Consider the following 21,152-nt stretch of genomic DNA (forward strand, 5'->3'; position numbering starts at 1 on the left):
TTATCCTTCACGTGTAATATTTAATGGGTTAAATATAGCATCAACAATTTTGTTCATTTCGATTCTTTCGTTTTCTTCTTCATGATCATAACCAAATAAATGTACCAGCCCATGGGTAAATAAGTAACAAAATTCTCGTTTTAGAGAATGATTAAATTTAATTGCCTGGCGCTTTACTCGATCTCAACAAATCACCAATTCTCCTAAGTGTAGTAATGGCAATTTATCATATAATTCTTGATCGCGGAAATCAAATGATAAGATATCAGTAATATAGTCTTTATTACGATATGTTTTATTCAATTTTTTAATTTCATTGCGTGAAACAAGCGAGACATCTAAAATAATTGTTTGCTTGTCATGTAAATTAAAATAATTAATAAAATTTTTTAAAATTTTGTATAACTCATTTTCAAAAACTGTTGGTGCTTTAATATTATTTATGAAATTAATTATAGTTTGTTGTGATTTCACAAATATATTATATAATATATTTATAGTAAATATTTCATTTTCTGGAATGTTTATTATTTTTAAAATATAAATTCAAACAAAGAAAGGAATTGACTATATGAAAAAAACAAAGAAAACATTTATATTATTAACAAATATTATAGCTTTACCACTTGGTTCTGTTGCTGCTATTGCGTGTAATAAAGACCCAGAAAAGCCTGCAAATCCAATTGACCCAATTCAAAGCAGTGTAAAGAACTTTACAACTACTCATGCAGAAATTCTAGCTAAAATTCCAGGTAGTGTTGCCCTAACAGATGAATCTAAATTAAATGCTGCTTTAAATGATTATAATAATTTAAATTCAGATATTAAAAACGCTTTAACAAGTCAAAAAGCATTATTAGATCAATTAAGTGAAAAAATACGCGAACTTAAAGAGACTCAAAACAATCAAATACAAAATCCAAACCCTAGTCCAAGCGATCCAAATAAACCAAATGAACCTACAAAACAAAATGAATTAAGTGTTAAACAAGACAAAATTAATGCTATTAAACAAAGCGCAGCTAGTTTACCAACTGGTGTTATTTCAATATTTGATACTATCTTAAATAATGAAACATACCTGCAAGAAGTTAGTGTTGACACCTTAACGAACTTTGTTAATACCTTATTAACTATTAATAGTAATTCTTCTGCTTATCAAGCAAAAAATTATGCAAGTGAATATCAAAACTTTTTAGAAAAAGTTTTAGACAAAAACTATAATTCATTACTTACTCAATATCAAAATAGTATTACTTTAATTAGTTCAAACAACCAAGAAATTTTAACAAATTTAACAAATGAATTACCAAAACTTCAAGAGCTTGAAACTAGTTTTGTAATTTTTAAGGCAAATGGTGAAAAAATCTTAAATGATTTTAATGAAATAGTTAAGATTTTTAACCAAGAAAATTCAATTTTTAATTCTGAAGTTAAAACTTCTTTATTAAATTTAGAAGCAGTTAATGATTATAAAACCAATAATAATTTATTAAAGTCTATTAATAAATATTCATCTATTAATACAAAAGCTTTAAGTTTAAAAACTATTTATAAAGCTTTTGTAGCTAAAACTAATAAAGATGCAGCAACTAATGATTTTATTAATTCAGTAAGTTCATATTACAATGGGGAATTTATTAATAATGCTAAATTATCTGATCCTAACTTGGTTAGCCAATTAGATACTTTTATTAATCAAGCTAACGAAATTAGTAAAAATTCTCAAAACCAGGAGAATTTAAATAACTTAAGAACTCAAGCTAAAACAAATATTAATAATTTAAATAATTTAAGCAATGGACTTAAAAATGCATTTGTAGCTCATATTGACACTTTAAATATTGAATCATTAATTAATGAAACTAAAAACAATGCTAATTTATACAATAATAAAGTTACAGATATTTTAGCTGCAATTAATGAAGCTAATAAAGTTAAAGCAACAAGTAAATACAATAATGCTTCTAATAAATCTGATTTTGATAGATATTTATCAGAAGCATCTAATTTATTACAAAATAACTTATTGATTAATAAAGCCGTATATGTTAATTCAGCTTCAAATATTAATTCTATTAACAACATTTTAAATAATTTATCTGAAGCACAAAGTAATTTAAACGGGAATGCTTCAAGTGCTGAAATTCAACAATTTAAAACAGATATTGAAAGCAAACTTACACCACAATTATCTGAGAATTTAACAAGATATAATTTAGCTAGTGAAGTATATAGTGTAAATATTACTGAACAAAACAAAAATCTCTTTTTAGCTAATCCAAAAATAGATGGGGCCATCATAACTTTAAAAGCAATTAAAACTGTTGAAAGCAATATTAACCAACTTACCTTTGTTTATACAGCTAAAAGCACAAGCGAAGCATCGCTAGTAACGGATGTAGAAAAAACATATACTTTTACGAATGATTTTAATACTAAATTAAATTTACTTAATTACACTAATTTAGATGAAATTTTTACTGTAAACTATGAAAATTTAAAAAATTATTACCAAAGTGATTTAAGTGCTAATGAAGCTAGCATTAAAGAAAACTTTAATGCCAAAAATAATATTTTGCATAACTATTTTAAATTTAGATTTAAGGCAGGAAGTTTTAAATATGAAAATTCTAAAGTAGTAGCAGAACTGGAATTTTTAGTTAACGAAAAAGTTGTTAAAACTTCGAAATTATCAACTCAAAATAATGTTACTTTTAAAGAAGAATGATTAAAAGGAGTAAGTATAACCCCAAGTGAATGATTTAAGCAACAAAAATTCTATAAGGAGCCTGGATCATGACAATTACCTCAAGATGACCCTAATTTTGTAGAAAGGTTTCGATTTTACATATCACAAAGATCTTCTAATATTTTAACTTGATTTGCTCTTGATATTTTCAATATTGAAAAGGAGAAAATCGAAAGTTTAAAAAGTAAAGAACTTAAGTCGGTTGTTAATTTAGTTAATCCAACTGTAAATAACAATAATAATCAAAATGCTTTAACACCAGATGAAATTAAACAAGTTCATGCAAAAATTAAAGAAACATTTATTTCTCAAATTTTTACTATTACTGTTCCAAATGGTGTAAATTATGAATGAATTAACTATAATGAAACTGATATTTTCCATGTTAATGATTCTAATAAAGATGTTGCTATTTTTAAATTTAAAGTTAAACAAGGTGATAAAGAACAAATTATTGATGTTGAATTAGCAAATGAAAAAAATGATAAATCAACTAACCAAGATCAAAATGATTTTAATTATTTATTGAATTTAATTAAAACAGAGACTAAAGAGGATGCTTCCAAAATTTTAGAATTAACAAAGGTTAAAGATCCTAAGAAAACTCATAATCAAGTTAATTCTAAAGATGCTGTTAAAGCATTTAATGAATATTACGAATTACCAAAAGCAGGTAAATTCCAAATATATGCTGATGAATTAACTGAATCTAAAAACTATGTAGATTCTAGTGTTGGAGGAAGTGCAAAAGTTAAATTCTGAATTAAAGAAAATGGAACTCAAGTCGATAAAACTAACAACAGATTTTTAGTCAATTATCAAAGTCTTTCAGAATACTCTAAAACAATTAAATACTTTAAACCTTTAACATATTTAGACATTAAACCTGCTAATTCTAATAGTTGATTCACTGCATCAGATTTTAGTTCTGCTAATATTGATCAAAATCATAAAAGTATTATTGATCAAATTAATTCAACTAACTTTGAATTACGTAAAGCTAACGTAGCTAAAGATACAAATTATGCAGTTATAGATCCAAAAGATATCGTAGCTCAAAACGCCGCTAATAAACTTAATTATTTACTTAAATTAAAGGCTAATGCAACAAGCGAAGATAGTTCAAAAAATAATGAATTTAAAAATCCAAGTAAAACTAGTGCATCAGATGATAAGACAATTGAAAATAGTAAGCAACAAGAAAGTTTATGATCTTCTAGTGCAAGCATTGCTAATACAAGTGATCAAAGTAATTCAATAAATTTAACTGAAATCCAAAAGAACTATTTTGTTTATTATTATGATGTTGTAAATAATAATTCAAATGAACTAAGTTTTAAACTAGGATTTATTAGCAAAACTGATACTACTAAAAGATATACTAATTCTTCTAAGGTTATTACTCTTAAAAACCTTAGAAATGATTATAAAGAAAACTTATATCCTGAAATAATAGTAAATGCTTTAACTTATAATGATTTAACGATTACTAACATTAGTTCATTATCGGCACAAGAATTTATTAGTAAAGATAAAACTTCTTTAAAATCTTATGTCAGTGTAAAAAATAATCAAACCTATAAAAACTTTACTCTTAGTAAAGATCAATTTAGCATTGAAGAAGTAAAGCCAGGTGATAATAATTCAGTTTATGTTAAGTTTAAAGTTACAAATCCAACAACTAATTTATCATACGTTGCTAATACTTGATATAAAATAACTGGTTTTAGATCAGGAACTACAACTAAAGAAAACTTAACTTTTAAAACTACAACATTGCAAACAGTTTTTGACTCAAGTTCAAGCATAACTAGAACTAGGGAAATTGAACCATATTTTGAAGATCTGCTATGAACTTATGATGCTAAAACTAATTCAGCATCATGAACTTTAGCTGAAAAATATATCTCAAAAACTCTGTTAGCAAATAATGCAACTCAAAGAAAGTTAACAGTCACATTATTTGCTAACCAATTAATTCAAGATGATCATAGGTTAAAAAGAATTAGTGGTGAAGGTGAAGAAACTTATAAACATACCCCTTATGAATTTAACTTTGAGCAACTATTTTCAGGTCAAACTTTATCAGTTTCACGTCAAACCAAATTATATTCAAAATTAAGTGGTGGCAATTATCCACAATTTAACTATACTTTAAGTGCCAAGTATGAAGCTGGTAAAGGTGTTATTTTTAAAGTTACTGTTGATGATAATCAATATAAAATATTAGTAGCTAATCCATATAAAGAAGCTATTACTTATAAAGAAACATTTGATAGTTCTAAATTTGGTACTTTTGATAAAAACAAAGCCTTTTTAATTAATACAGCTGGGGCTAATGTGACAATACAATATACCAACTCACTTCAAAAAGAAACTTTTAGTAATTTAGAAACAAATCAATTTAACTACCAAAAGTTAGATTATACTCAAGAAAATCAACCAATTTTATTCTATAATTCAGAAGAAATAATCAAATCAAATGAATATAATCCAAACCAAAATGTTAGTTATAAATTACACGAAGGTTATAAACTAGACCAAGAATATATGCATAGTTCTTGAGAAGCAATTGGCCTAGTTGATAATGTAAGGGCTCGTAGTTTTGCTTATAACCGTGGTTCAGCAACTATGTTAGCTAAGGTATCGAAAGATCCTTTAGATGGAAGATTTTACGCTATAACTAATAACCATGTGCAACATATTTCAAACTTTAGCGAAGTTGAAGGCGAGAATTTAGGCAAGAAACAAAAAAGTAATTATTTAACTAAAGCATCTAATAATTTTGGGAATGATGTTGATGATGGATTTTCATATTGAGGTGGCTTAAATGTTGCTAATGAAGTACCTATTGAAGTAATTTGATCAGGTGTTGATCAAATTAATGAAAAAGACGAAAAAGCAAGTGGTATGCAAGTTGACATAACAGTCTTTGCAGTAGATATTAAACCCTTAATTGAAGCGGCTCGTAAAGAAGGAAAATTTGACTTAGTTGCTTGATTTGAAAATTGATATAAATTACCAAATATGGATATGAACTATTTTGGTTCTGAAGATGGAGTTCAATTTGGACCAAATGTCAAACAATTTGCTATTAACGGTTTTCCATATGGAAAACAAGCTGGATACTTTGTTAACCGAGCGCAAACTAGCTCAAGTGTAATAAGTTTATTTAGACAAAATGGTTATGTGCAAGCATTCTTTAATTCAGGAAATTCTGGCACGGGAATTTTAGGACCAAATAATTCATATATTTCAACAATTAATTCTGGAGTTCCTTTAACTGAATTATTAGCTTGAAACTATGAAACATCTGCTTATAACTATTTAGGAGTTAATAAACCTGCCCAAGAAGCTTTAAGCATTAAAAACACAAATTCAGTAGCAGCTCAAATTTTAAGATGACATCTTAAAAAACCTGCTGAAGTTGATTTGCCTTGATTCTTACAAGAAGTTAAAGGTAATTAAACAAACTAAAAACCTTTCAATATTTTGGAAAAGCAAAATAAACTTGAAAGGTTTTTTTTATATTTGAGAAACTGGTAAATTTTTCCGGATGATTCTAACTTCCCCAAACATGCAAGTTGCCAAAGTAAGCGGCACGTTTGGGTAGTGAAATATTATAAAAAAATTCTGAATTTAAATGTTGATTATATATACCGAAATTTACAAAACTTTTGAATAAGTAACGCAAATTGCTAATTTGCAAAATTTTTTAACCCTGATTTCTTAAAATGGTATTAATTTTTAGAAAAAATCTTTTGTTAAAAATTTAACGCAGAATATTTTTAACGATATCATAATAAAGATATTTAGAGATTTGTCTAATTATAAATAGCATATTAATTACTGGCAATGATATATACAAATCTTGAGATTTATATCTTAAAAATCATGATGCTTATTCTGTGTTAGAAATAAGATATTTTATATATTATTTTGGTTGCTTTAAAATTTGTGTTTAGTCAAAAAAACAAACAAAAATAACTTTTAAAAATTATTTTTTTTATTATAATAGAAAAGCAATATTTAAGTTATTGCCTCTTACTAGTGGGAGATATCAAAATATCGCTAGACCACAATATCGAAAGGATACTAACATGGCAAAAAAAGAAATACAACGTGTTGCTAAATTGCAATTCCTAGCTGGAAAAGCAAAGCCTGGACCAGCTCTTGCTGGTGTAGGTGTTAACATGCCAGAATTTACTAAAGCATTTAACGATGCAACCAGAGACAGAGGTGATGAACCAGTTCCTGTCTTAATTACTGTTTACAAAGACAAGACATTTGAATTTAAATTATTCACAGCACCTGCATCATACAAAATTAAACAAGCTGCTAAGATTCAACAAGGTTCAAAAAATGCTAAAACTACTATTGTTGCTACAATTTCTAAAGATCAACTTAGGGAAATTGCTGAATATAAATTACCTGACTTAAACACAAATGATATTGATGCTGCAATGGCTACAATTGCTGGTACAGCAAAACAAATGGGTGTTTTAGTTGAAGGTTATGATGATATTTTTAAAGCAAAAGCTGCAGCAAAAGCTGCAGCCAAATCAGCCGCACTTGCTGAATTGAAAGCCGCGGCTTTAGAAGCTGACTTGGCAAACTTAGCTGAAACTAAAGGACAAGGTATTGAAGTTACAACTATTAGTGATGAAGAAAAAGCTAATGAAGGAGTTGAATAATGGCTAGACATTTATCTAAAAATCTCAAAAATGCTCGTGAGCAATTTGATAGAACTGTTGCTTATGATTTAGAAGAAGCAATAGAATTAGCTAAAAAAACTTCATATGCAAAATTTGATGCTTCAATCGATTTAGCATTTAACTTAAACCTTGATGTACGTAAAGCTGATCAACAACTTCGTGGATCTGTATTATTACCAAATGGTACAGGTAAAACAATTAGAGTTTTAGTTGCGACAAATAGCCCTGAAAAATCAAAAGCGGCTAAAGAAGCAGGCGCAGATATCGTAGTTGATGGACCAGCCCTTGAACAAAAAATAAAAGAAGATGAATTTGATTTTGATGTAATGGTTGCTGATCCTGCTATGATGCCTTTATTAGGAAAGTATGGTAAAAAACTAGGACCTAAAGGTTTAATGCCTAACCCTAAAACTGGTACAGTTACACCAACTCCTGAAAAAGCAGTTGAAGAACTTAAAAAAGGAAAAGCAAACTACCGTACAGATAAAGCAGGTATTGTACACTCATTAATTGGTAAACAGTCAATGTCAACACAAGCATTAGCAGAAAATGCAAGGGTTCTTATTTCTTTAATCAAGAAACTAAAACCCGCTGCAGTTAAAGGGACTTATATGTTGAACTTAACAGTTTCTGCTTCAATGGGACCAAGTGTAAAAATTAAAATTGATAAATAATTTTAAAATCAAGTCTATTTGGCTTGATTTTTTACTTACTAATATTTAGCTATATATGACATAAAAACTGTCATAGTAGATTTCCAAGTTGTTTTTTCTAAACTTTTTGTTTACAAATTTCTTAATTAATTAAGTTTATAAAAAATAAATTATGAAGTATGATATATCTATCATATATTGAACGTAATAATATAAAATTTATTATATAATTTATGTGTTGTAAATCAGAAAAAAATATTACCACAATTAACTGAAACAAATATTTGAAAGGAAACATATTTTATGAAAAACATTAAAAAAATATTATTTGGATCAATAATATCAATTTCCCCATTGTTAACTTTCTCCTGCTCAGAACATTTAACTGAAGAAGATGCTATAAAAGAAGTTAATAAGATATATAAATTAATTCTCCCAGCAAATCAAAGATTTTCTAAATTTAAAGTATTTGCCCCTGAAGATTGAGTGAAAACTAATGGCGATAATGTAGAATATATAAAAGAACCTAGAAAGCAAGAAAACAACACAACATTTAATTTAAATTATTTTAATTCTGAGTATGAGTACTCATATACTTATTTTATTAAAATATCTAGCAAGGAAGAATTCGATGATAAAATTATTAAACGATTTAAAGAGTTAAATAATCAAAATGACTTTAATGAAGATGGACAAATTAAAGCATTATTTGAAAGATTATACTTAAATAACCAAGATGTTTATGAAGTTTTGAAACTGAAAGATATTTACATTAAACCCTTTATTGAATACTCAAACTATGGAGAAGAGGAATATTTAATTCCATTTTATGATAATGATAAAGTAACTTTAAATGTTATTAAAAATATTAACAATTTGCATCGTCCAACAGTTATGCCTGCTAAATATAATTGAGAAGTTTTCTCAATTAATAAAAATGCACAAATAATAATAAATGAATTGAATTTAGAACGAATCAATGGAACTGGTCCTTGAGATTTCCTAGGTTTTTATACTAAGATATCGAATTGATATAACCTAGAATATAAAAAGCATTATTAATTTAATCTTAAATCCCGACAAAAAAGTTAACACGAAAATAAACATGGACAGCAAAATTTAACATTTTAGTAACTTATAATGCCATTGCAAATTGCTTTGGCGTTTTTCAGTTTAAGTTTGATTGAATTCGATCGTTATTATACCAAACTACATATTCTTGTATCATATCATTAAGTTCATTGAACGTAATTTTGGAATAATCTAAATCATTTAATAATTCGGTTTTAATGATCCCAAACCAATATTCAATTTCTCGATTATCAAGTGAGTTTCCCACTCTTGATAACGAAATAACGCCACCAATATTTTGAACTTCTTTAATATATTGATGATGTGTATATTGAAAGCCATGATCTGAGTGAATGATAAAATTTTTGGGTTTGTATTGTTTTAATAAATTTAAATTGTCTAAAACTAGTTCTAGATTATTACTTCTTGATAATTTAAAACCAACAATTTGTTTAGTTTTATGAGACAAAATTGCAGACAAATAAACGTGTGATTCTAACACGTCTTTTGGTGCTTTTATATATGAAACATCAGTTGCATAAATATTTCGATTGTTTTGATCGTTATAATCACGATTTACGAAGTTATCAATTTGTGAAGATACATTTTTAATTTCTTTTCGTTTTGATTTTTGTCTTAGCTTACATTTTAGGCCTAAAAGGTTCATATATCTCCCTAAAGAACGTTCGTTTATATCTATTTTGTATTTTTGAGATATGTAAACACTTAGCTTTAGCCTTCCATATCTTGACTTTGTTTCTATGAACGATTTTTCAATTACATCACTATGTTTAGGGAGTTTTTGTGAAATTTTAATCTTATGAGTTTTAGAAATTGTTTGCCTAGAAATGCCAAAAACTTCTGAAAGCTTCACATAACTTATGCTAAAACTTTTTAATTCAATAACTTTCTTACTTTTGGGTAATTCATTGGTAATTTCATAATATCTTTTAGCTATTTGTAACAAATCATCACGATCAAAAATATCTCAATTTGGTTCTCTTTTCTTCTTAGGACTGCCACTTCCTTTTTTGCGGTTTTCGCCTTTCTTTGTTTGCAATAAGTCTTCCATACCTAAATTATAATACTTAATTATTTTATTAATTCTAACTTTTACACTATTTCTTTGTAAGTTTTTTGTTCCTGGTGATATTTGGTAAATAGCCCGAAAAGCACCTGGGAAACCTGACTTTTGATATTCTTCATATATTTTTGCAAATTCTTCTTTCTTTAAATGTCTTGACATAATTTTCCTTTCAAAAAATTTTTTCGTTGGTACCAACGAATGGTAACAGAAAAGCTAACATTTACATGTTAACTTTTCTGTCCGACTTTAAAATGTTAGCTTTTTTGTCGGGATTTATTTTGCCCGAATAGTTAGTCCTTGTCTAAAGTTTTTGATATGTATTAATATGTCACTAAAATATTAAATTTTGCTGTCTATGTTTAGTCTGAACTTTTTGATATAGGCATAAATCATTAAATTAATTTTTAGTCTACTTTATGGTTTCCTATATTTAAGAATTATTTTTTTTATTATAAGGTTTAATAGTGAATTTTAAATTATAAAGATTATGATTAACTTAAAGTTATATTATTTGAATTTTTATAAATTATTTCTAATGCATTATATACATGTTATAATTTTTTGTATTAAATAAATGAACAATTAAGGATTACCAAAATAATGAAAAAAGTTAAATCTAAAATTTATTATAGCATGTTTGGGCTTGCATTTGTATCTTTGCCAACTTCTTTTAGTTTTATACATAAAAACAGACATATATCAGAGAAATTAATATTTGAAGTAAAAAAGTTTCCAGATATTAATATAAGTAATTTATTTATATCAAATAAATATAAGGATTGATCAAAAAATTCCCGCCTGGTATATTTATCTAAAGGTGATAAAATTTGTGCTTCTTTAGCATTTTTATATAATGGCACCAACGACAAAACCGATATAGATTTTCTAATTAAAGATACATCCGGTAACTTAATCGCTTCCTCTTCATCTGGTAATAAAAATATTGAAGTTGCTGAATTCACTGTTCCAAATTCAGGTTTTTATAGATTTGAGGCATATAGATATTCAAAAAACACAAACCCTGTTCAAGTAGCAATTACATATGTTACGGAAGAGAATAACTAATAATGGCTTGAAAAATGAGAAAAAGTCTTAAGTATGCACTTTTATTTTTAGGTTCTTCTGTTTTAATAATATCAACATCATTATATACTTGATATCGAATTGAACATAATCAATGGCAAAAAGACAGTGAAAAAGGTGGTAGTTCTTATTGGAATAAAGATAGAACACTTCTAACTTTAGAATCGGGGTATCCAAGTTTATTTATAAAAGATCCCAATCGCCCGGTAACTATAAAAAGTGAATATGATTATTATGAACCATGGAAATATAGTAACATGGATGTCCGACTTGACGAGAACAACCAAAACTCACCATGAGTTTATTCAAGTAATAATTTTAAAAATACTACATATATTTTTAAAACAAAACAAGATTTTATAAACTTGTTTAGACGTGTTAGTACTGAAATTCATTCATATCCAAATGAAGATTTTATTATTAAAGAATTTAAAGAATTATTAGATAACATCAATTTTGAAACACATGATTTAATTTTATTAAATAATTATTATAGTCCATCAATGCCAAGTCGGGGTGATCGCAGGAAAATAGGATGGGATATAAAAAATTATAAATATGATTATGTTACAAATACTCTTTGATTAGAATGAACTAAAAACTATAAAATGAAGAAATATTTTTGAATTTCTGATTCTAGTAATTGAATTAATGATAAAGCAATAGGTTCTAATAGTTGATATAGAAGTTATTTTCTTATACTCAATAAGACAAAAGTAACAGATTCAAATGAGATTAATTTAAAAATAGAATATGATTGAATAAAATAACTAAATGTTTTGAAAGTTTATAAATAATAATGGTAAAAGCAACAAAGTTTACTTTGTTGCTTTTACCATTCGTCAATCTAAGTTATAAATATAGAGTATGCAAGAGTTCAAAAATTCACTTTTGTGATATAATAAAATTATTATTTATAATAATTTTGTTGAATTTTAACAATCAAAGGAGCAAAAAATGACATTTAATTTAGATAATGAAGATAACAAGAAACAAACTTTGGAACCTGAATATGAATATGAAGAAGATAAAAGAGTAGTTTTTAAAGATGATATAGAATCAACTATTGATGATAATGATGAAGAAATAATCCCTCAAGATAACGATGATTATTTAGTAAAACCTAGTTTAATTACAGAACCACAAGGTGGACTTAAGCCAGTTATTGTGGATGACGAAATGAAAACATCATTTTTAGAATATGCAATGAGTGTTATTGTTTCCAGAGCTTTGCCTGATGCGCGCGATGGTCTAAAACCAGTACACCGAAGAATTCTATATGATATGTTTGAACTAGGAATTACCCCCAGTTCCCAACACCGTAAAAGTGCAAGAATTGTTGGTGATGTTTTAGGAAAATATCACCCTCATGGTGATTCATCAGTTTATGAAGCAATGGTGCGTATGGCACAAGATTTCTCTATGCGCTATCCATTAGTTGACGGACATGGAAACTTCGGCTCAATTGATGGCGATCAAGCTGCGGCAATGCGTTATACTGAAGCAAGAATGACAAAACTCTCAAGTGAACTCCTTGAAGGAATTAAAAAAGATACAGTTGATTTTGTCGATAACTATGATGCAACAGAGCAAGAACCAGTTGTCTTACCTGCTAAATTTCCAAATTTACTAGTTAGTGGTTCCTCAGGTATTGCTGTAGGTATGGCTACTTCAATTCCGCCACACAACCTCACAGAAATAATTAATGCCACGATAGCATTAGCTAAAAACCCTCAGATTACAACTATGGAATTAATGCAAAGTGTAAAAGGACCTGATTTTCCTACTGGAGGAATAATTTTAGGTACTAAAGGAGTTCTTGATACTTATGAAACAGGACGCGGTAGCATTATCGTTAGATCTAAAACACAAATTGTCGAAAAAGCTAACACTAAGTCAAAAATTATAGTTACTGAAATTCCTTATGCAATTAAAACCAGTACAATTATTAAAAAAATTGTTGAACTTGTTAAAGAAAAAGTTATTGATGGAATTGCTGATATTAGGGATGAAACAAACCTTAACGGAATTAGAATTGTTTTTGATATTAAAAAAGGATATAGTCCAAGTATTATACTAAATCAATTATTCCAAAAATCAGATTTACAAACTACATTTAATTCAAATTTAGTTGCTCTAGTTAATGGAGAACCTAAAACCTTAAGTTTAAAACAAGCATTAAATGTTTATTTAGATCATCAAAAGGATGTTTTTACTCGTAGACTTAATTATGATTTAACTAAAGCACAAGAAAAAGTTCATATTTTAGAAGGGTTAAAGGTTGCAATTTTAAATATTGACGAAGTTATTAAAATTATTAAAAGTTCTAAAACTGATCAAATTGCACAAGATAATTTAATTGCTCGCTTTGACTTTACTGAACGACAAACTAAAGCTATCTTAGATATGAACCTACGTCGGTTAACTGCTTTAAATTATGAAAAGATGGTTGATGAAATTAACCAACTATATATTGAAATAAAAGGATATCAAGAAATTTTAGCTAGCGAAGAAAAACTTGTTAATCTAATTATTGAAGAATTAGAAATAGTTCGGGATAAATATGGTGATAATCGCCGCACTAGCATTGATTATTATGGAGTGGGAAAAATTAATGATGAAGATTTAATTCCACGTAAAGAAATTGTAATTACTGCATCCATTAATGGCTATGTGAAAAGAATTAATTTAGATCAATATACTACGCAACGCCGCGGAGGTGCAGGTTCAACAAGTATGAAGACTTATGATGATGATGATATTTCATTAATTTTAAAATCCTCAACACACTCTAACTTACTACTTTTTTCAAATTTTGGTAAAGCATATGCCTTAAAAGGATATCAAATTCCAGAAGTGTCAAAACAAAGCAAAGGGCAACCTTTTATTAACATTTTAGAAAACTTAAACGTTAAAGAAGATGAGAAGATTGTTTCAATAATTTCTGTTGATGAATTTGCTGATGATTTATTTTTAGCAACCATTACAAAAAAAGGTATTTTCAAAAAAACACCTCTTTCATTATTTAGTAATGTGCGCCGCTCAGGTATTTTAGCTTTTAAATTACAATATGAAGATCAATTAGTCAGAGCATTTATCGCTACATCTGGCGATAATGTCCTTGTTGCTAATAACTATAAAAATATTGCACTATTTGATATTGATTCAGTACGTACTTTGGGTCGCAACTCGCTTGGTGTTAAAGCAATAAAACTTGTAGAAGGGCAATATGTAATTAATGGTTCTTCAAATAAAGATGGAGATTTAATTTTTTCATTAGGAGCTAAAGGATTTGGAAAAATTACTCATGAATCTGAATATAGAGTTACAAGACGTGGGGCCAAAGGAGTTACAGGTATTAATCCAGAAAAATCAGGACCTTTAGTCTTTGCCTCATTTGTTAATCAAGAAGATGAATTATTAATAATCACTTTAAATGGCAATACAATTAGAATTAAAGTTGATCAATTTAACCAAACTGCAAGAAATACTAAAGGTGTAAAAGTTATTAATTTACGTAATAAAGATCAAATTGTTGCGGTGGAAGTTTTAAAAAATATTAATAATACTCAAAAACACGATGAGAATCAAACACCTTATAATTAAGGTGTTTTTATATTAAATAATCAAATAATTTATAAATAAGTTAGTTTATAAATGCAATAATTATTTATAATATGTAATTATGAGATTACGTTTTGATAATACAGCACAGGATAAACTTAATAATTCTAAATTTTATCTGCAAACTTTTCCAATTCAAGTATCCAAAAATGATGTCATTGAAATTGGAGCAGGAAAAGGGGAAATGATTGTGCAACTTGCGATAAATAATCCTAATATAAAATATTATGCATTAGAAAAATATCAAACTGTTGCTAATAAAATTTTGAGTAAGATAAAACAATATAATTTAGAAAATTTATTTATTATTACTAAAGATGCAAAAGAATTAAGCGATATTTTTATTGGAAAAGTAGAGCAAATTTGATTAACCTTTTCTGACCCTTGACCAAAAAATGCTCACGAGAAACGCCGTTTAACTTACAAAACTTATTTAGATTTATACAAAAATTTACTTGTTAAAAATGGTAGTTTGTGATTTAAAACAGATAATGATAAATTATTTAATTACTCAGTTGAATCATTACAAGAAAACAACTGAATAATTACAGATATCACTACTGATTTACACAAATCTAATTATAATCTTAACAATTATCAAACAGGCTATGAAACAAAATGAGCAAATCAAGGTAAAAATATTAATTTTTTAATTGCTCGCTATAATTGAAAGGAATAAAATGAAAAATAATTTTAAACAAAGATTAACAAAATATTTAGAAATCAAAGCAATGTCACGATATGAAGAACCGATCGTTGACGAACTAAAAGCAAATATTCCAAGCATTTATGAGGTTTCACGGGATAAACTTGGCTCAGTAATTTTTTACAAAAAGTCAAAAGTTGAAAATGCTCCAAAAGTAATGATTGCAGCACATATGGATGAAGTTGGTTACATTGTTAGATCAATTTCAAAACAAGGGCAACTTTTACTATCAGCAATTGGCGGAATTTGAGCTTCAACTATTATTGGGACAAAAGCCATTTTAAAAGTAGGAACTGGTAAAGAATTCATAGGTGTTTTTGGACATACTAGCATTCACATCATGGAACGTGAAAAAGTTGCAAAAGCATTAACTAATGATGAATTGTACGCTGATTTTGGTTTCAAAAGTGAGCAAGAAGCTCTAGATAATGGTGTTGAAATAGGAGATCCGATTTTTATCTCAGGCGAAACAATACACTTTGATAATCCAGATTTACTTGGTGGGAAAGCAATGGATAATCGTGCTGGGGTAACTATTTTGGAAAAAATTGCAAATGATCTATCAAACAAAGATTTAAATGTAGATTTATATTTAGTTGGAACTGTTCAAGAAGAAGTAGGAACAAGGGGCGCTAGAACCTCAGTATCTATTATAAAACCAGATATTGCTATAGCATTAGATACAACATCAACCCATGATACAATTGGTACAATACCTGGAACTACTGCATTATTTAAAGGTGCTGCTTTAAGGGTAAAAGATGGTGGGACACTTATGGACCCAAAACTTATTAAGTGTTTTATAGATATTTCAAAAAAATACAATATACCAGCATATAAGTTTGTAGCTGCAGGTGGCGGAACTGATGCTGCTGAGTTACAATACTCTCCTAATGGCGGGGCTGCAACTTTAACTCTTTCATTAGCACAACGATATTTACATAGCCCTATTGGAGTTTGTGCCATAAGTGATTTAATGGCAACTGCTAATTTAATTATTAAGTTCTTAGAAGATTTTGATAATGAGACATATCAAAATATTGTTTTTAAGTAAAATATAGTATAATTAATTTAAATTATTAGAATTAATAAAAAATTGGAGGAAAATTATGGTAGAAATGACTACTGGAATATTTATTTTAATGATTATATTAGTAGTAATTGGAGCGGTAGCTGCAGCTGCATTTGTTACTTTTATGCTAACTAAAAAATTCTTTGAAAAACAATTGCGTGAAAACCCACCAGTAAATGAAAAAATGTTGCGTGTGATGTTTAATCAAATGGGTAGAAAAGCAAGCGAAACACAAATCCGCCAAATCATGCGTTCTATGCAAAATGCAAAAGATAACTAATTTAATAAATATTAAATCATTATTTAATAATAATGTTTTTTATTTTTTGGATTTTTTCAGAAAGTTCAATTAATATGAAAATAATGATATTAAAATCTAAATTTAAAAAAAATCCACTCTTTAAATTATTTAATAATTTTTATCAAAGGTGGAAAAGACTCTCTAAATTAAAGTATTTACTATTTGTTTATTTATTAATTCTGATTATTGCAAGTTTATTTTTATGAAGCCCAATTACTCAAACTAATCCAGAGAAAGATTGATATAGTGCAAAGAGCTATTTAAATTCTCTTTTTACAGTTTCAAGTGCTTTTAGTAACACAGGATTAGTTCTTTACGACACACACCAACATTGAAATATTCTAGGCCAAATTATTTTGGCAATCTTAATTATCTGTGGCGGTTTAGGGATTTTTGTTTTAAAATTTTACATTTTTAACTTTATTTTTAAACGAAATATAAAATCTATGAATGTTTACAAAATGATCCAATATGAAAGAAACCATACTGAAGTAAATAAAATTGGAAATTTATTAACTTCTTCAGTAACATTTATTTTATCTGTCATTTTGGTTTCTGGTTTTGCCATGAGTTTTTATTTTTATTATGCTAATCCTGAGCATACTTTTGGCATCCAACAAACTCTTGATGGATATGTTAATCCACAGGGAAATTGGTCACTAGCATTTAGGTTTGGTTTTTTTCATACAATATCGGCTATAAATAATGCTGGTTTTGATTTAATTTCAGGTCGATCCTTAATGCCTTATTATCAAAATTTTGCTTTGCAATTTTGATTTATTATTTTGCTTATCTTAGGGGGTCTAGGCTTCCCTGTTATTTATGATATAAACCGTTATTTTAAACATAAACTTAAACGTAAAAAAAATAAATACCGTTTCTTATTATTTACCAAAGTATCAACAATTACATATCTTTTAATTTTTTTAGTTGGTTTGGCAATGTTGTTTGGTTTTGAATTTTTTTCAATTAATGCAAATACCTTTTGAAATAAAGTCTACATTCCAGATGCTATGAAAAATGATTATAATAATTGGCTTTATACTTTAAGTTTTTATTCAGAAAATCCAACTGAGCAAGGTAAGTTAATTTATCAAGAGCTTAGGTCATTAACAAGCCTTAATGATAGTTCAGCTTTAACAACAGATAGTGCTAAAGAATGATTTAATATTTTAAATAAAAACCACCTTAATATTATTAAATTTTTTGATCAGAATGGTATGTTAATTGGGTATAAAAATGGAACTCTAAAAGAGTTTTTAAACCAAGGTCAAATGTATGGCGGTACTTTTGATAAAGTTTTCGCTTTAGTATTTACTTCTTTATCAACTCGTAGTGCTGGCTTTGCTACTGTTAACACGAGGGATTTTTCACGAACAAGTTTTTTTGTTTTATTAATTATGATGGTTATAGGTGCAGCACCATCCTCAACTGGTGGAGGGATTAGAACAACTACCTTTGCAATTGTTTCTTTAACAATTCTTTCAGTTATCTTGAAACGTTCAAGGGTTAGAGTTTTTAAGCGCAGCATCAACCCTGAAAATGTATTTATGGCTGGCCAGGTATTTATTATTGGTTTAGTAATATTGCTAATGGCTTCCTTTGTCTTATTTACTTCCTTTGATATTTATGGTGGAAATGTTAATACAGATCAGGCATTATTAAGTAAAACATTTGAAGCTCATATTACCTCTTATGAGTCTGAGCATATCTTCTTTGAAGTCGCTAGCGCCTTTGGAACAGCTGGATTATCAACAGGTATTACAAGAGATCTTAATATTGTTTCTAAAATTGTACTAATTTTTGTAATGTTTATTGGTCAATTTGGAATTTCTTCATCACTACTTGTTTGAAATAGAAAAAAAAGTAATAAGAGACATTATGAATATATAACTACTGACATAGTTATAGGTTAGGAAAATATGAAATTTAGTTATTCAGATGATATAGTTATTATTGGTCTTGGTCGATTTGGTCAATCAATTGTAGATGAACTTTTAAAACTAAACAAAAAAATAACTATTATTGATAGTAATGAAGAATTGCTAAAACGTTATAAAGATGATATAGATAATTTAATTTTGGGTGATGCCGCTGATACTCGTTTACTAAAAGCTAATAAAATTAGTTCAGTTGGCACAGTTGTTGTAGCAGTTCCTGAAAATATTGAGATTGTTGCCGCATTATTAGAATTAGGAACTAAAAACATTATTGCACGCTCAACTACACCAAGACACAGCCGTGTTCTTAGACAAATTGGTGTTGATTTAATTGTTAGTCCCGAAAATGAATCAGGGAAACGAACTGCATTAATAGCTGCTAATAGCAACTTTTTAAAATATAGTGAAAATTTTCAAGAAATTGGTGATGATTTTGTAATTGGTACAACTACAATAAAAAACCACTCACTTAATAATAAATTAGTTAAAGATGTTGATTTTAACAAGCGGGGAGTAAGCTTAGTTTTAGTAAAAAATAATGGTAAAAGCATTCGCCCAACTGGCTCAACATTATTACATTATAATGATACAGTTACCTTAATTGGAGATATTTCAGATGTCAGCCTAGCATTTGAATGACTCCAACAAGAATAATTATTCATTAAAGCAAAAAATGAGTTTGAAAAAACTCATTTTTTATTACTATTTTCTTGGTAAGAAGGTCGATAAGTGGTAAAATATTATAGGATGGTGGGAAAAAATGTCAAATATTATCTACGGAACACACTCACGAAACATGGATGGAAAAAACCGAGTTGTTTTACCATCTAATATAAAAGAGTATTTAGGCACGAATTTTATGATTTCAATTGGCTTTGATGGGAATGCTGACTTACGCAGTAAGGAAGAATTTCAAAAATACATTAAAATGTTAGAAAATCAAAGTGTATTTGATAAAAAAGCCCGGATTATTACACGCTCTATTTTAGGAAATAGTTTTGAAGTAACCTTAGATAATATGAATCGCATTAGTTTACCAAAACAAATGGTCGAACAACTTGCTATCCAAAAAGAAATAATTTTTATTGGCGCTGGAACACTAGTAGAATTATGATCAGCAGAGAAATACAATAGTTTTGTTAATGAACACACTCTTGATGATATTGCTTTAATCGCACAAGAACTTTCTGAAAAACATAATGGATAAATTACACTATTCAGTTATGCTTAATGAAACTATTGATTCTCTTGAGATTAAGCCTGATGGTATTTATGTTGACTTAACATTAGGTCTAGGAGGTCATTCAGCTAAAATCCTCGAAAAAATAACGAACGGACATTTATATTGTTTTGATAAAGATTCATTTGCCATAAGGGCATCTGATCTTAAGTTAAAACAAGTAAGTCTCAATTACACCTTAATTAAAAGTGATTTCAAAAATATAAAATCAAAATTAAGGGAATTGAATATCGAGAAAGTAGATGGTATTATTGCTGATTTAGGATTTTCTTCACCTCAAGTTGATCAAGCAAGCCGTGGTTTTAGTTATAACAAAGATGCTACCTTGGATATGCGTATGGACCAAGAGCAACAATTTTCTGCTCTTGAATTAATTAATACTTATTCTCAAGCTAGTTTAGAACGAATCTTACGTGATTACGCTGATGTAAGGCTTTGACAAAAAGTTGCTAAGGCCATCATATTAAACCGTCCAATTACAACTACACTTGAATTAGTAGAGATTATTAAAAAAGCATACCCTGCAGCACTTTTACGCAAAAAAAACCCCGCCAAACAAGTTTTCCAAGCCTTAAGAATTGAAGTAAATAACGAACTAGATTCGTTAAAAACTATGCTTAACGATGCATTAGAGTTACTTAATAATAATGGCACCCTAGCGATTATTACATTTCACTCCTTAGAAGATCGCATTGTAAAGCAATTTATTAAAAAAATCACATATTCAAATTTACCTCATAAGATGCCGATTCAAGAGATAAAAAAATATGTGATTAAACAACTAACTCCTTCAAAATCGGAACTATCCGAAAATAAAAGGTCTAAAAGTGCAAAATTAAGAGTTATCAAAAAACTTGCTTAGTAAATCAAAATATTGTTTATATTTAAATAATTTCCTTTCAATTAAT

General features: G+C 27.8%; 16 protein-coding genes. 14 read left to right on the plus strand and 2 right to left on the minus strand.

Going from position 1 to position 21,152, the window contains the following annotated elements; translation table 4 throughout:
- Nucleotides 1–474, minus strand: a complete 474-nt coding sequence (gene ybeY / locus AC0B4K_RS02415) for an rRNA maturation RNase YbeY (protein ID WP_465102335.1) — start codon at nucleotides 472–474, stop codon at nucleotides 1–3.
- A gap of 97 nt (nucleotides 475–571) precedes the next feature.
- On the opposite strand from ybeY, the gene AC0B4K_RS02420 reads away from it, so the two are divergent.
- The 4 genes from AC0B4K_RS02420 to AC0B4K_RS02435 all read left to right on the plus strand — a co-directional run bounded on the left by AC0B4K_RS02420 (nucleotide 572) and on the right by AC0B4K_RS02435 (nucleotide 9,182).
- Nucleotides 572–6,220 carry an MGA_1079 family surface serine endopeptidase gene (locus AC0B4K_RS02420; RefSeq protein ID WP_465103665.1) on the plus strand — a complete coding sequence of 1,883 codons (5,649 nt, stop codon included), beginning with the start codon at nucleotides 572–574 and terminating at the stop codon, nucleotides 6,218–6,220.
- Nucleotides 6,221–6,852: 632 nt separating this feature from the next.
- Nucleotides 6,853–7,446, plus strand: coding sequence for a 50S ribosomal protein L11 (rplK, locus tag AC0B4K_RS02425; protein ID WP_465101524.1), 594 nt, complete (start codon nucleotides 6,853–6,855; stop codon nucleotides 7,444–7,446).
- A complete protein-coding gene (gene rplA / locus AC0B4K_RS02430) occupies nucleotides 7,446–8,141 on the plus strand; it encodes a 50S ribosomal protein L1 (RefSeq protein WP_465103666.1) in 696 nt (231 codons plus the stop codon). Before rplK ends, rplA begins: the two co-directional genes overlap by 1 nt.
- A 282-nt stretch (nucleotides 8,142–8,423) precedes the next feature.
- Nucleotides 8,424–9,182 carry a hypothetical protein gene (locus tag AC0B4K_RS02435; RefSeq protein WP_465103667.1) on the plus strand — a complete coding sequence of 253 codons (759 nt, stop codon included), beginning with the start codon at nucleotides 8,424–8,426 and terminating at the stop codon, nucleotides 9,180–9,182.
- A gap of 73 nt (nucleotides 9,183–9,255) precedes the next feature.
- Here AC0B4K_RS02435 and AC0B4K_RS02440 read toward each other — a convergent pair whose 3' ends face one another.
- On the minus strand, nucleotides 9,256–10,437 hold the full coding sequence (locus AC0B4K_RS02440) for an IS3 family transposase (RefSeq protein WP_465103300.1): 1,182 nt from the start codon (nucleotides 10,435–10,437) through the stop codon (nucleotides 9,256–9,258).
- A 441-nt stretch (nucleotides 10,438–10,878) separates the two neighbouring features.
- Here AC0B4K_RS02440 and AC0B4K_RS02445 point away from each other — a divergent pair, with 441 nt between their 5' ends.
- From AC0B4K_RS02445 to rsmH, 10 genes are all read left to right on the plus strand, one after another.
- Nucleotides 10,879–11,343, plus strand: a complete 465-nt coding sequence (locus tag AC0B4K_RS02445) for a hypothetical protein (protein WP_465103668.1) — start codon at nucleotides 10,879–10,881, stop codon at nucleotides 11,341–11,343.
- A gap of 2 nt (nucleotides 11,344–11,345) precedes the next feature.
- Nucleotides 11,346–12,131, plus strand: a complete 786-nt coding sequence (locus AC0B4K_RS02450; RefSeq protein WP_465103669.1) for a hypothetical protein — start codon at nucleotides 11,346–11,348, stop codon at nucleotides 12,129–12,131.
- A 187-nt stretch (nucleotides 12,132–12,318) separates the two neighbouring features.
- Nucleotides 12,319–14,967, plus strand: coding sequence for a DNA gyrase subunit A (gyrA, locus tag AC0B4K_RS02455; protein WP_465103670.1), 2,649 nt, complete (start codon nucleotides 12,319–12,321; stop codon nucleotides 14,965–14,967).
- A 79-nt stretch (nucleotides 14,968–15,046) separates the two neighbouring features.
- Nucleotides 15,047–15,664, plus strand: a complete 618-nt coding sequence (gene trmB, locus AC0B4K_RS02460; protein ID WP_465102928.1) for a tRNA (guanosine(46)-N7)-methyltransferase TrmB — start codon at nucleotides 15,047–15,049, stop codon at nucleotides 15,662–15,664.
- 1 nt (nucleotide 15,665) lies between these two features.
- Nucleotides 15,666–16,745: a zinc-binding metallopeptidase family protein gene (locus AC0B4K_RS02465; protein WP_465103671.1), complete on the plus strand. Its 1,080-nt coding sequence runs from the start codon at nucleotides 15,666–15,668 to the stop codon at nucleotides 16,743–16,745.
- A 55-nt stretch (nucleotides 16,746–16,800) separates the two neighbouring features.
- Entirely contained in the window at nucleotides 16,801–17,043 is a 243-nt protein-coding gene (locus AC0B4K_RS02470; RefSeq protein WP_465101533.1) for a YneF family protein, read from the plus strand.
- A gap of 74 nt (nucleotides 17,044–17,117) precedes the next feature.
- Nucleotides 17,118–18,980: a potassium transporter TrkG gene (locus AC0B4K_RS02475; protein WP_465103672.1), complete on the plus strand. Its 1,863-nt coding sequence runs from the start codon at nucleotides 17,118–17,120 to the stop codon at nucleotides 18,978–18,980.
- A gap of 6 nt (nucleotides 18,981–18,986) precedes the next feature.
- Nucleotides 18,987–19,658 (plus strand): potassium channel family protein, encoded by a 672-nt coding sequence (locus tag AC0B4K_RS02480; protein ID WP_465101535.1) that lies wholly within the window; start codon nucleotides 18,987–18,989, stop codon nucleotides 19,656–19,658.
- 106 nt (nucleotides 19,659–19,764) lie between these two features.
- Nucleotides 19,765–20,211 carry a division/cell wall cluster transcriptional repressor MraZ gene (locus tag AC0B4K_RS02485; RefSeq protein ID WP_465102924.1) on the plus strand — a complete coding sequence of 149 codons (447 nt, stop codon included), beginning with the start codon at nucleotides 19,765–19,767 and terminating at the stop codon, nucleotides 20,209–20,211.
- Nucleotides 20,204–21,106 (plus strand): 16S rRNA (cytosine(1402)-N(4))-methyltransferase RsmH, encoded by a 903-nt coding sequence (rsmH, locus tag AC0B4K_RS02490; protein WP_465103673.1) that lies wholly within the window; start codon nucleotides 20,204–20,206, stop codon nucleotides 21,104–21,106. The genes AC0B4K_RS02485 and rsmH overlap by 8 nt, the downstream gene beginning before the upstream one ends.
- Nucleotides 21,107–21,152 lie beyond the last annotated feature (46 nt).

Source organism: Mycoplasma sp. 11548 (assembly GCF_055523555.1).